12 protein-coding genes are annotated in these 11,924 nt (G+C 64.3%); 1 reads left to right on the top strand and 11 read right to left on the bottom strand.

Annotated elements, in window-relative coordinates; all coding sequences use genetic code 11:
- Positions 1-96: 96 nt before the first annotated feature.
- The 11 genes from IVB05_RS20130 to IVB05_RS20080 form a co-directional block, all read right to left on the bottom strand.
- Entirely contained in the window at positions 97-567 is a 471-nt protein-coding gene (locus tag IVB05_RS20130) for a hypothetical protein (RefSeq protein WP_247786336.1), read from the bottom strand.
- An 11-nt stretch (positions 568-578) separates the two neighbouring features.
- Positions 579-1,910, bottom strand: a complete 1,332-nt coding sequence (gene serS / locus IVB05_RS20125) for a serine--tRNA ligase (protein ID WP_247786335.1) — start codon at positions 1,908-1,910, stop codon at positions 579-581.
- Between the two features lie 212 nt (positions 1,911-2,122).
- Entirely contained in the window at positions 2,123-2,944 is an 822-nt protein-coding gene (tatC, locus tag IVB05_RS20120; protein WP_247786334.1) for a twin-arginine translocase subunit TatC, read from the bottom strand.
- On the bottom strand, positions 2,941-3,453 hold the full coding sequence (gene tatB / locus IVB05_RS20115; RefSeq protein ID WP_247786333.1) for a Sec-independent protein translocase protein TatB: 513 nt from the start codon (positions 3,451-3,453) through the stop codon (positions 2,941-2,943). The genes tatC and tatB overlap by 4 nt, the downstream gene beginning before the upstream one ends.
- Positions 3,454-3,569: 116 nt before the next feature.
- Positions 3,570-3,812, bottom strand: a complete 243-nt coding sequence (locus IVB05_RS20110; protein WP_247786332.1) for a twin-arginine translocase TatA/TatE family subunit — start codon at positions 3,810-3,812, stop codon at positions 3,570-3,572.
- Between the two features lie 146 nt (positions 3,813-3,958).
- The gene (gene scpB / locus IVB05_RS20105) at positions 3,959-4,711 is read right to left on the bottom strand and encodes an SMC-Scp complex subunit ScpB (protein ID WP_247786331.1); all 753 of its coding nucleotides are present in this window, start codon (positions 4,709-4,711) and stop codon (positions 3,959-3,961) included.
- A 17-nt stretch (positions 4,712-4,728) separates the two neighbouring features.
- Entirely contained in the window at positions 4,729-5,556 is an 828-nt protein-coding gene (locus IVB05_RS20100) for a ScpA family protein (protein ID WP_247786330.1), read from the bottom strand.
- On the bottom strand, positions 5,553-6,575 hold the full coding sequence (nagZ, locus tag IVB05_RS20095) for a beta-N-acetylhexosaminidase (protein ID WP_247786329.1): 1,023 nt from the start codon (positions 6,573-6,575) through the stop codon (positions 5,553-5,555). Before nagZ ends, IVB05_RS20100 begins: the two co-directional genes overlap by 4 nt.
- 47 nt (positions 6,576-6,622) lie before the next feature.
- Positions 6,623-8,116 (bottom strand): SPOR domain-containing protein, encoded by a 1,494-nt coding sequence (locus tag IVB05_RS20090; protein WP_247786328.1) that lies wholly within the window; start codon positions 8,114-8,116, stop codon positions 6,623-6,625.
- Between the two features lie 118 nt (positions 8,117-8,234).
- Positions 8,235-10,028, bottom strand: a complete 1,794-nt coding sequence (gene argS / locus IVB05_RS20085; RefSeq protein WP_247786327.1) for an arginine--tRNA ligase — start codon at positions 10,026-10,028, stop codon at positions 8,235-8,237.
- Positions 10,029-10,037: 9 nt separating this feature from the next.
- Positions 10,038-11,246 (bottom strand): deoxyguanosinetriphosphate triphosphohydrolase, encoded by a 1,209-nt coding sequence (locus IVB05_RS20080; RefSeq protein ID WP_247786326.1) that lies wholly within the window; start codon positions 11,244-11,246, stop codon positions 10,038-10,040.
- 103 nt (positions 11,247-11,349) lie between these two features.
- Between IVB05_RS20080 and erpA the strand changes: the two genes are divergently transcribed.
- Positions 11,350-11,679, top strand: a complete 330-nt coding sequence (gene erpA, locus IVB05_RS20075; protein ID WP_247786325.1) for an iron-sulfur cluster insertion protein ErpA — start codon at positions 11,350-11,352, stop codon at positions 11,677-11,679.
- The last annotated feature ends 245 nt before the right edge of the window (positions 11,680-11,924 follow it).

Raw genomic sequence — 11,924 nt, 5'->3', positions numbered from 1 at the left:
CCGTCAAAATGCCTTCTGGTTCAGGTCGAGGCAGGCTCTTGCCTTTGGGCGTCGTCTTATCCGGCTATCGCGGCTGAGGCAAACCGGCCCATTTACTCATGTTTTCTTCACCCAGACGCGCCAGGGACGCGCGAATCTGGCGCCGCCGTCGATTTTCATCTGCAGGTCTGGCGATTCCTGCTTAGGCGGCTCGATGGGTAGAGGCTGTGGGCTCACGGCCTCCGGCGGTGCCGGAGGCGGCTGCGGCGGCTCAACGGTAGCGGGCCGCTCCGGCTTCGGCGGCGGAGGCGGCGCGACCGGCTCGATCGCTGGAGCCGGCGGCGCGACCACTGAAGTCGATCCCGCCTGCGGCTGCGAATGTCGCGTTCGCGCAACCGCCAGCCCCTTTTCGAAATCCCCGGCGTTGAGCCACTCCTTGGCATGCATGCGCGCGATCAGATCGTCGTCCCACAGCCGTGCCACTTCGATATCGAACGCGCCCGTCAGTCGCTGGTCGATCAATTGCATCCCGTGGCCGGTAACAGCCCATTGCCTCCCGATCCAAAAGATGTCGCGATGCAATGCCATTTTGCTTTGCGCTATTTGTCCCGCTCGATTGTCTTGAGCCCGCCCATATAGGGCTGCAGCACGTCGGGCACCGCGATCGCGCCGTCTTCCTGCTGGTAGGTTTCCATGACCGCAATCAGCGCGCGGCCGACCGCCGTGCCGGAGCCGTTCAGCGTATGAACGAAACGCGGCTTGCCGTCGGGCCCACGCGAGCGCGCGTCCATCCGCCGTGCCTGAAAGTCGCCGCACACCGAGCAGCTCGAGATTTCGCGGTAAGCGCCACCCTCGCCCTGCCCCGGCATCCAAACCTCGATGTCGTAGGTTTTTTGTGCGGAAAATCCCATGTCGCCGGAGCACAGCGTCATTACGCGGTAATGCAGATCGAGCCGCCGCAGCACTTCCTCGGCGCAGGACAGCATGCGCTCGTGCTCATCGCGGCTGGTCTCGGGGGTTGCGATCGAGACCAACTCGACTTTTGTAAATTGATGCTGCCGGATCATGCCGCGGGTATCGCGGCCCGCCGCACCCGCTTCAGCGCGGAAGCACGGCGTCAGCGCAGTCAGCCGCATCGGCAGTTCTTTTTCGTCGACGATGGATTCGCGGACGAGGTTGGTCAGCGCGACTTCGGCGGTGGGGATGAGACCGAGACGCTCGGTCTTCAATCGTTCGTCGGGCGCCACAAGCAGTTCGCCCTTGATAGCCCAGAACTGGTCGTCCTCGAATTTCGGCAATTGGCCCGTGCCGAACATGACGTCATTGCGCACCAATAGTGGCGTATTGACCTCAGTGTAACCGTGCTCGTTGGTATGAAGGTCGAGCATGAACTGTCCGATCGCACGCTCCAGTCGTGCCAACCCCTTCTTCAACACGACAAAGCGCGCGCCACTCAATTTCGCGGCGGCTTCGAAATCCATGTAGCCGAGCGCGCCGCCGAGATCATCATGCGGCTTCGGCATGAAGGCATAGTTGCGGATCTTGCCGTAGACGTGGCGCTGCACATTGCCGTGCTCATCTGCGCCTTCGGGCACGTCGTCGAGCGGCAGGTTCGGAATCGCGGCGAGCTCTTTCGCCAGCTCCTCGTCGGCCGTCTTGGCCGCCAGCTCGAGCTCCGGCATCGTAGTCTTGAGCTCGGCTACTTCGGCCATCAGTTTGTTGGCGCGCGCGTCGTCCTTGGCCTTCTTGGCCTCGCCGATTTCCTTCGACGCCGCATTGCGCCGCGCCTGCGCCTGCTCGGACGCCAGGATCGCCGCGCGACGCTTTTCATCGATCGCCAGCAGCGCAGCCGACAACGTCGACAGTCCACGGCGCTTCAGTCCGGCGTCGAAGGCCTGGGGGTTGTCGCGGATTGATTTGATGTCGTGCATGGGCGGTCAGTCCTGGGCGCTTGCGTCGAATGTCACGTGTTATGTTGACAATTAACATTCGTGTTGGCGCATCCCGTACCACATCCGTCATCGCCCGCGAAAGCGGGCGATCCAGTATTCCAGAGACGTCAGTGCTGAATCGGAAGGCCTCGGCGTACTGGATTCCCCGCTTTCGCGGGTAATGACAGCCGATAAGGGGGTAGAACGCCGCCCTATTCCGCCGGGTTGGCTTCCGGGGGCGGGCTGGCGGGCGGAGGCGTGGTCGAGGCCTGCGCGGCCGCGGCCTTCTTTTCCACCATGCGGACCGCAACGATCGCGCCCTCGTAGAGCAGCAGCAGCGGTATCGCGAGCGAGGCCTGGCTGATCACATCGGGCGGCGTCAGAACGGCGGCAATCACGAAGGCGATGACGATGAAATAGCGTCGCTTCTCGCGCAGCATCTGCGAGGTGACGATGCCGATCCGCCCGAGCAGCGTCAGGATAACCGGAAGCTGGAACGCGATGCCGAAAGCGAAGATCAGCGACATCATCAGCGACAGATATTCGCCGACCTTCGGCAACAACTGGATCTTCGCACTCTCATCGCCGCCCATCTGCTGCATGCCGAGCGAGAACCGCACCAGCATCGGCAGCACGATGAAGTAAACCAGCAGCGAGCCGAGTATGAAGAAGAACGGCGTGGCGACCAGGTAAGGCAGGAACGCACCGCGCTCGTGCTTGTAGAGGCCGGGCGCCACGAACATGTAGATCTGCCCGGCAACGATCGGGAACGAGATGAAGGCAGCGCCGAACATCGCCAGCTTCAATTGCGTGAGGAAATATTCCAACAGCGCGGTGTAAATGAATGTCGAGTTCTCGGCGCCCGCCACCCAGACGAACGGCCAGACCAGCACGTTGTAGATCTGCTTGGCGAAGAAGAAGCAGAAGATGAACGCAATACCGAAGGCCAACAGCGCCTTGATCAGCCGCGAGCGCAGCTCGATCAAATGATCCATCAATGGCGCCTTGCTAGCCTCGATATCCTCGATGGTCATGACGCTTTGGCGTCCTTGAGAACGTCAGGCGCCGCGGGCGCGATATCCTGCGCCGCCGCCTGAACTTCACGCGTGATCACAAGCGGCTCGGACGCCGCATGCGCCTCGGCTTCGACGAAGGTCTCCGGCGTCGGCGCGGCGGGCGTCGTCGGGGTGACGGGTTCGCCGATTGCGGCGGCCACCTGCGCATCGTTGGGTGGGGTGGCAGGCTTGTCGATGTCGCCGATCTGCAGGGCGTCGCTGACGTCCTTCTGCAGCGAGGTCATGACGTTGCCCGGGGAGAGGCCTGTCGCCACGTCCTTGACCTCGTCAAAGCTCTTCTTGAGGTCGGCCATTTCGGCCTCGCGCATGGCCTCCTGGAACTGGCCCTGGAATTCGGACGCCATCTTGCGCGCCTTGCCCATCCATTGCCCGACCATGCGCAGGACGCCCGGCAGCTCTTTCGGGCCGATGGCAATCAGCGCGACAACCGCGATGACGACCAGTTCACTCCACCCGATGTCGAACATGAATTCTTCCGCTCGCGCGAGATGTCCGCGCCCAAACCCTATTTAGCAAGATTTGGGGACGCCCGCGCCTTTTCTCAAACCGGCTTTCAACCGACGCCTGGCTCAAGATGCCTGGTTCAGACAGCCTTGCTGCCGACATCCGTCCGGGCCGCCGTGGGCGCCGGCGTCGCATTGTGATCAATGGTCTTCACCGGTTCGGCGGGCTTTTCTGCAGGCTTGTCATCGTCCTGCATGCCCTTCTTGAAGGCCTTGATGCCATTCGCGACATCGCCCATCAGGTCCGAAATCTTGCCGCGGCCGAACAGCAGCAGGACCACTGCGATCACGACGATCCAGTGCCAAATGCTAAGCGAACCCATCCTGCAACCCTCCAAAAGAGACGGCCGGATACCGGCCAAGCTTTGGCGGAAGGTAGGCCCGGCGGGTGTCAAAAACAAGGACCCACGCCGCGGCAAATCGCTGTCGCGGCTACGTATTATGGCTATCATTAACCCCGCTTGCGGGGCTAGCCGGCTGAGCCTTCAGAACCAGCTCCACCGCCCTCTTCAGGCTCGGCGGCCGGCGCCAGCAGAAGTTCCAGACTATCGCCCGCATCCAGCGGATCCTCGTCCTCTCGCAGCGCCACATCGTCGGACGGCGTCGGAACGCTGAAGCCGGAAGGCAGCCGCGAATCCAGTAGCCCCGTCCCCTTCAGCTCTTCCAGGCCCGGCAGGTCGCCGAGCGCTTCCAGGCTGAACTGCGACAGGAACGCCTCGGTCGTGCCGAAGGTGAGCGGCCGGCCCGGCGTCTTGCGGCGGCCGCGGGGACGGATCCATCCGGTTTCCAGCAGCACATCCAGCGTTCCCTTGGACGTGATCACGCCGCGGATCTCCTCGATCTCGGCGCGCGTCACCGGCTGGTGATAGGCGATGATCGCGAGCACCTCGATGGCCGCCCGCGACAGCCGCCGCGTCTCGGTGCTTTCGCGCGTCATCAGCCACGACAGATCGCCGGCGGTGCGAAAGGTCCATTTGTTGGCGACGCGTACCAGATTGACGCCGCGCGGGGCGTATTCCGCCTGCAGTTGCGCCAGCGCCGCCTTGACGTCGACGCCATCGGGCATGCGCTTGGCGAGCGTCGCCTGATCGATCGGCTCGGCAGAGGCAAACAGCAGCGCTTCGAGAAGCCGCAATTCCTCTGGCCGCGCCTCAACTTCGATATTCTGGTCGATGGGATGATCCTCGGCATCTTCCATGCGTTTTTCCGCCAGGCTTGCCATGGCTAGGTCTCCTTCCACTACTCGACCGTCATATCCGGCGCGGGCATCGCTGCCTGCGGCGGACGCTTACGAAAATACAGCGGCGCGAACGCCTCTTTCTGGTTCAATTCCATCTCGCCTTCGCGCACCAGTTCGAGCGCTGCGGCGAAGCTCGACGCAAACACCGTCGCCCGCTGCGAGGGATCGACCACGTAGCTGAGCAGGAAATCGTCGAGGCAGCTCCAGTCCTCGGCCTCGGTCATGCCGACCAGCCGCTCCAGCGAGGCGCGCGCTTCGGCCAGCGACCACACCGTGCGCTTGGCCAGATGCACCGTCGCCAGCACGCGCTGCTGGCGCTGCACGGCATAGGCGGTGAGCAGGTCGAACAGGGTTGCGGTGAATTTGGGGTGACGGATTTCAGCGATCGATTCCGGATTGCCGCGCGGGAAAATATCGCGCTGGAACTGCGGACGGTTCATCAGCCGGTTGGCCGCTTCGCGAATGGCCTCGAGCCGGCGCAGCCGGTTGGCGAGTGCGGTCGCCATTTCTTCCGCACTCGGTCCGTCCGGCGTGGGCGGCTCAGGCAGCAGCAGGCGTGATTTCAGGTAGGCGAGCCAGGCAGCCATCACGAGGTAATCGGCCGCGAGTTCGAGGCGGATCTTTCGCGCGGCCTCGATGAACGTCAGATACTGATCGGCCAGCGCCAAGATCGATATCTTGGCGAGATCGACTTTCTGTTGGCGCGCGAGCGTGAGCAGCAGGTCGAGCGGGCCCTCATAGCCTTCGACGTCGACGACGAGCGCCGCCTCGCTGTCAGCGATCTCGGCGGGCCGTCCGGTTTCAAACGATAGAATCTCAGCCGTCATGCCGTTCCTACCCGATCCATCAACGCTTCAAGTTCAGCCCGCGCCGCCTGCCGGTCGAAGGGCTCGGGACGCTTTCGCGAGGCCAGCGCCCGCCTGGCGCGATCCAGGGCCTCGCCCGCCAGTTCCGGCGTCTCGCGCGCCACGTCGCGCATCTCGTCGAGCTTGCCGTTGCAATGCAGGACCATGTCGCAGCCGGCGTTGACAATGGCGCGGGTCCGTTCGGCGATTGATCCCGCCAGGGCATTCATGGACACGTCATCACTCATCAACAAGCCTTGGAACCCAATTACGCCGCGAATCACCTGCCGGATGATTGTCGCAGAAGTCGTCGCCGGTTGGGCGGGGTCTAGCGCGCTAAACACAACATGTGCGGTCATCGCCATCGGCAGGTCCGCCAGCGGTTGAAAGGCGGCGAAATCGGTCCGTTCCAGCTCATTCCGCGGGGTATCGACCGTCGGAAGCTGATGATGGCTATCAGCGGTGGCCCGCCCGTGGCCGGGAATATGTTTGAGAACCGGCAGCACGCCACCCTGTTCCAGTCCCTCGGTGACGGCGCGGGCGATCGCCGCGACCTTGGCCGGCTCGGTTCCATAGGCCCGGTCGCCGATCACGGCGTCGGCGCCGGCCACCGGCACGTCCGCCAGCGGCAGGCAATCGACGGTAATACCGAGGTCGATCAGGTCGGCCGCGATCAGGCGCGAGCTGAGCCGCGCAGCCTTTAGCCCCAGCTCCTTGTCGAGGTCGTAGAGCGCGCCGAATACGGCGCCAGGCGGATAGGCCGGCCAATGCGGCGGCCCCAGCCGGGCGACCCGCCCGCCTTCCTGGTCGATCAGCACCGGCGCATCCGCCTTGCCCAGACAATCCCGCAATTCACCAACAAGGTCAGATACTTGACCTGGCGACTCGATATTGCGTTTGAACAGGATGAAGCCCCACGGCCGCATCCCACGGATGAACTCGCGCTCCGTGGCGCTCAGTTCCAGTCCCGATACGCCCGTGATGAATGCGCGGCTGCTCATGGGGGCCGATTAGGCCCCTCAGAGCACCTGGGTCAAGGAAACCGCCGTTAATTCCTTTGGACGAAGCACTGTCCGCCGGCAGATTTCAGGCTGCTGCAGACCTGCGCCGCCTCCTCGGACGAGCCGAACGGGCCGGCGAAGGCGCGGTAATAGACGCCTTTTTCGCCGAGATCGACCCGCTTCACCAGCGACGAGTGCGGCCCGAGCACGTTCGGGAACTTGCCCTGCAGCGCGCGATAGGAAGCCTGCGCGTCCGCCTCGTTCTTCTGTGAGGAGACCTGCACCAGATAGCCGCCGCTGGTCGGGGCGGCCGTCTGGGTCGGATTGGTCGCCGCCATCCGGGCCGGCGGCGCGGAATCGGGCGCTTGTCCGGGAGCGAGCGACATTGGCGTATTGGCGCTGGCATTGGCGGATGCCGGGTTACGCGCCGGCGGTACAGTGGGACCGGGACCAGGAGCCACGGCCTGGGCAGCGACGGAACGCGTCGGCGGCGCCGGCCTCTGCGGCGCGTTGGCGCCTGCCGGGATGCCGCCGTTATCAGCGGCGTCGCCCTTGACCGCGAGCGTCCTGATCCTGCGCGGTTCGTTGTTCGGCATCGTGCCGTTGGCGGCCGTAGCCATCGGCGCCGACGGCGATACACTCGAGGCCGGCGGCGGGTTGGCGTTCTGGTTCAGCGGCGGAAACACCACGCGCGGCCCGCCGGACCTCGAATTGACGTCGACCGGCGTTTCTTCGCGCGACACCAGCTTCTCGCCGCCATCGCCCGACAGCATGCGGTCGGGGGTCTTGCCAGCGCCGGCGTCTGATGGCGCCGGCACCACCTTGGTCGGGCTGTTGTCGGCCCTGATGATCGGCGGCTCGCCACTGCGGGGCGAACCGACAAAGGTGCGATAGGCAAAGGCAGCCCCCGTCCCCACCACGGCCAGCGCCAGAACCGCAACGACCGTCATCAGGCCGCTCGAACGCTTCTTCGGCGCGGGCTCTTCCTCATATTCGCCCTGGTAGGCGTAGGGATCGTCCGGATAGGCCGGATCGCGCTGATAGTCGTGCTCGCCGGTCTCTAATCGCCCATACAGCGCGTCGTCATAGCGCGACGGGTCCTGCAGCGGCTCGTCGGCGTATTGGTGCTGAGGCTGCTCGTCATAGTCCTGCGCGGGCGGCGCTTGATGCGCGGGCACCTGCGGCGGCTGGGCTGCGTAGCGATGCAAAGGATGGACCGGCGCCGGCTGGTACTCCGGCTCGTCATCGTATTCCTGCGGCAGCGGCGGCGGAGGCAGCGGAGTTTCGTGGCGCGCGCGCTGCATCCATGCCGGCGGGCTCGGAGGAGCATCGGGCAGCTCTTCCGGCGGATCATATTGCTGCTGATCATACTGCTGTGGACGCACGTTGGCCCGCGACTGCAGCGGACGCGCCGCGGGTTTGGCCGCGGCCCCCAACGGATCGTTCTGCCCGATCAGCCTTGCGAGTTCGGCAAGCGGATCACTCTCGCCGCGAGCCTGGTCGGCGGAGGGAAAAGGTCGGTCCTGATATCGATCTGCCATCGTGATGATGCATCCCCTACGGGAAAGCGCCAACCCGCCATGTCAAACAAACCATGACGAGTGTGGCCCCTGCCAGATACCCCCACGAACCCCCATTCGTGAAGGCCTTCGCCCCTGCCTACCGCATCTCGGTCGGAGCGTGGACGCCGAGAACGGCTAAGCCCGATGCCAGAACCGAGACGACGCCCTGGACCATAGCCAGTCGCGCCCTCGTGATCTGTGCATCATTAGTTATAATGAAGCGTAAATAGGGCAAATCCCGCCCTTTCGTCCATAACGCATGAAATTCACTGGCCAAATCATATAGATAAAAGGCGATTCGGTGGGGCTCATGTGCCACCGCCGCCGACTCGATCATTCTGGGGTAGAGCGCCAGCCGTTTCAAGAGGCCGAGTTCCGCCGCGTCGGTCAGCCGCTCCACCGGGGCCGAACCCAGCCAGGCCGACCTGATGGCATCGTCCTCGGGGAGATCCGGAACCACCTCACGGGCATTCTTGAAAATCGAATGGCCGCGGGCATGCCCATACTGGACATAAAACACCGCGTTGTCCTTGGACTGCTCGATCACCTTGGCTAGGTCGAAATCGAGCACGGCGTCATTCTTCCGGAACAGCATCATGAACCGCACGGCGTCCGAGCCGACCTCGTCCACCACCTCGCGCAGCGTGACGAAATCGCCGGAGCGTTTCGACATCTTGACGGGCTCGCCGGCACGCAGCAGCCGGACGAGCTGCACAAGCTTGATGTCGAGCGCGGCCTTGCCGTCGCTGATGGCCTTCACCGCCGCCTGCATACGCTTGACGTAGCCGCCATGATCGGCGCCGAACACGTTGATCATGTCGAGGAAGCCGCGATCGACCTTGTTCTTGTGATAGGCGATGTCGGAGGCGAAATAGGTGTAGGAGCCGTCCGACTTGATCAGCGGTCGGTCGACGTCATCGCCATAGGCGGTGGCGCGGAACAGGGTCTGGATGCGGTCCTCGTAATCCTCGACCGGCTTGCCCTTCGGCGGCGGCAGGCGACCTTCGTAGATATCGCCCTTGGCGCGCAGGAAATCGATGGTCTGGGTGACCTTGTTGTTGCCGGTCTCGACCAGCGAGCGCTCCGAGAAGAACACCTCGTGCATGATGTTGAGCGCCGCGAGATCGCCCCTGATCATGTCCATCATCATGGCGATCGCCTTGGGGCGCACGATCGGCAGCCAGGCGGTCTCCGGCATCGCCTTGAGCTTGTCGCCATGCTCGGCCGCGAGCGCCTGCCCGACCGGCACGAGATAGTCCCCCGGATACAGCCCTTCCGGGATCTCGCCGATGTTCTCGCCTGTTGCTTCGAGGTAGCGCAGATAGGCCGAGCGCGCGAGCACATCGACCTGCGCGCCGGCGTCGTTGATGTAGTATTCGCGCGTGACGTCGTAGCCAGCAAAATCAAGCAGACCGCACAGCGCGTCGCCGAACACCGCGCCGCGGCAATGGCCGACATGCATCGGTCCGGTCGGGTTGGCCGAGACGTATTCGACATTGACCTTGGCGCCGTGGCCGATCGCGCTTTTGCCGTAAGCTGCGCCCTCGCGCAGCATCGTGAGCAGTTCGCCCGCCCAGACCTCGGGCTTCAAGGTGAGATTGATGAAGCCCGGCCCGGCGACCTCGACTGAAGCTACCAGATCGTCGGCGCGCAATTTTTCCGCGATTTTATCGGCGAGCTCGCGCGGTTTTGCCTTGGCGTCCTTGGCGAGCACCATCGCGGCATTCGTCGCCATGTCGCCATGGCTGGCATCGCGCGGCGGCTCGACCACGACGCGGGAGAAATCGATGCCGGCGGGCCATCGGCCCTCGGCCGCGAGCGCGGCGCAGATCGCCTGCACGCGCGCCAGCGCGTCGGCAAACAGATGTTGTGTAACTGGCTTGTCGGACATGGCCGCCGCCTAACGCAAATCCGGGGTCGAGTCAAAAAGCCTTTGGTGCTCGATTAAGGCAAAACGGTCGGTCATTCCGGCGATGAAATTGCCGATCCGGCGCGCCCGCTCCCCCTCGCTCTCGCGCTCTGAGCCCTCGACCCATTCGGGTGGCAGGTCGCCCGGGGAGGTCTGGTAGCGCGCGAACAGGTCGAACAGGATCCCTTCCGCCTCGCCCATCACCCGCATGACGCGGGGGTGGCGATACATATGCAGTTTCAGGAACGCCTTGATCGCGGCCTCCTCCTCCGCGACCTCGGGCGGAAAGGCGACCAGCGGCTGATGGTGGTGGCGGACGTCATGCGCCGATTGCGGCTTCGCCGCGGCCAGCCGCCTGCCCGCCTCCGACATGACCGCCCCGATCATGTAGGAAATCAGCTCGCGCACCAGTTCCGCGCCGCGCCTGGCATCGTCGAGATTGGGATAATGCCGGTCAATCTCGGCGATGATCGCTTGGGTGAGCGGCATCACCTTGAGGTCATCGACGCTGAACAGGCCTGCGCGCAGGCCGTCGTCGATGTCGTGGGCGTCATAGGCAATATCGTCGGCGAAGGCCGCGGCCTGCGCTTCCAGCGAGGCATAGCTCCACAGCTCCAGATCGAATTTTTGATTGAAGTCGGCGATGCCGACCGGAAGCCCATTTTCGCGGTACGGCCCGGCCGGGGGCCCGCCCCGCTCGGTCAGCGGACCGTTGTGCTTGACGATGCCCTCGAGCGCTTCCCAGGTCAGGTTCAGCCCGTCGAACTCGGGATAACGATGCTCCAGCGAGGTCACCACCCGCAGCGCCTGCGCGTTGTGGTCGAAGCCGCCATGGGCGGCGAGGCATTTGTCGAGCGCCCGCTCGCCAGCATGGCCGAACGGCGGATGGCCAAGATCGTGCGCCAGCGCCAGCGTTTCGGTCAGGTCCTCGTCGAGGCCGAGCTGGCGGGCCAGCGCGCGGGCGATTTGCGCCACTTCCAGCGAATGGGTCAGCCGCGTGCGGTAATGGTCGCCCTCGTGGAACACGAACACCTGCGTCTTGTGCTTGAGGCGGCGGAACGCGGTGGAATGGATCACCCGGTCGCAATCGCGCCGGAACGGGCTGCGGGTCTTGCTCGGCGGCTCCGAAAACAGCCGGCCGCGGCTGGAATCGGGGTCGCAGCCATAGGGCGCGCGGGGGGCAGCCATTCCGACCGACACGATTTTTTAGTCCTTATCCATTTGATTCCGCGAGATTACGCACTTAACTATGTCTGACGCCCCATACCAAATGAATTGGGTATGACGGGCCGGAGAGCATGCCATGACCACTGCCATCACCGTCAGCGAGCGGGCCGCCCGCCGCATCGGCGAAATCCTTAAAGTCGAAGGCGACGGCGCCATGCTGCGCATCTCCGTCGAGGGCGGCGGCTGCTCCGGCTTCCAGTACAAATTCGACGTCGACCATGCCAGGGCCGAGGACGACCTTGTGATCGCGCGCGAGGGCGCGGTGGTGCTGGTCGATCCGGCCTCGGTGCCGTTCCTCGCCGGCTCCGAAGTCGATTTCGTCGACGATTTGATCGGCGCGTCGTTCCGCGTGGTCAACCCGAATGCCACCGCGTCGTGCGGCTGCGGGACGAGTTTTTCGGTCTAAGAAGGCGACGCGGCTTTCTGCGGCCTCGTGGTTCGATCGGCGATGCAAGTATCGTCCTAGGACGCATGGCATTGCCGCGCTCCTCACCATGAGGGTCTGAGACCTCATCCTGAGGAGGCGCGCAAGCGCCGTCTCGAAGGATGCAGGCCCCGCTCTCTCCACGTCATTGCGAGCGCAGCGAAGCAATCCACGCCTCAGCACGGGGATAGATGGATTGCTTCGCTGCGCTCGCAATGACGGCTGTG

It is taken from the genome of Bradyrhizobium sp. 170 (assembly GCF_023101085.1).
Taxonomy (GTDB): domain Bacteria; phylum Pseudomonadota; class Alphaproteobacteria; order Rhizobiales; family Xanthobacteraceae; genus Bradyrhizobium.
The sequence above is the reverse complement of the archived record's forward strand: the minus strand, read 5'-3'. Positions and strand labels throughout refer to the sequence as shown.

What these genes read in the sequence shown, in the direction of transcription:
- IVB05_RS20130 (WP_247786336.1), bottom strand. Translation starts at nt 567, where the DNA reads ATGGCATTGCATCGCGACATCTTTTGGATCGGGAGGCAATGGGCTGTT.
- serS (WP_247786335.1), bottom strand. Translation starts at nt 1,910, where the DNA reads ATGCACGACATCAAATCAATCCGCGACAACCCCCAGGCCTTCGACGCC.
- tatC (WP_247786334.1), bottom strand. Translation starts at nt 2,944, where the DNA reads ATGACCATCGAGGATATCGAGGCTAGCAAGGCGCCATTGATGGATCAT.
- tatB (WP_247786333.1), bottom strand. Translation starts at nt 3,453, where the DNA reads ATGTTCGACATCGGGTGGAGTGAACTGGTCGTCATCGCGGTTGTCGCG.
- IVB05_RS20110 (WP_247786332.1), bottom strand. Translation starts at nt 3,812, where the DNA reads ATGGGTTCGCTTAGCATTTGGCACTGGATCGTCGTGATCGCAGTGGTC.
- scpB (WP_247786331.1), bottom strand. Translation starts at nt 4,711, where the DNA reads ATGGCAAGCCTGGCGGAAAAACGCATGGAAGATGCCGAGGATCATCCC.
- IVB05_RS20100 (WP_247786330.1), bottom strand. Translation starts at nt 5,556, where the DNA reads ATGACGGCTGAGATTCTATCGTTTGAAACCGGACGGCCCGCCGAGATC.
- nagZ (WP_247786329.1), bottom strand. Translation starts at nt 6,575, where the DNA reads ATGAGCAGCCGCGCATTCATCACGGGCGTATCGGGACTGGAACTGAGC.
- IVB05_RS20090 (WP_247786328.1), bottom strand. Translation starts at nt 8,116, where the DNA reads ATGGCAGATCGATATCAGGACCGACCTTTTCCCTCCGCCGACCAGGCT.
- argS (WP_247786327.1), bottom strand. Translation starts at nt 10,028, where the DNA reads ATGTCCGACAAGCCAGTTACACAACATCTGTTTGCCGACGCGCTGGCG.
- erpA (WP_247786325.1), top strand. Translation starts at nt 11,350, where the DNA reads ATGACCACTGCCATCACCGTCAGCGAGCGGGCCGCCCGCCGCATCGGC.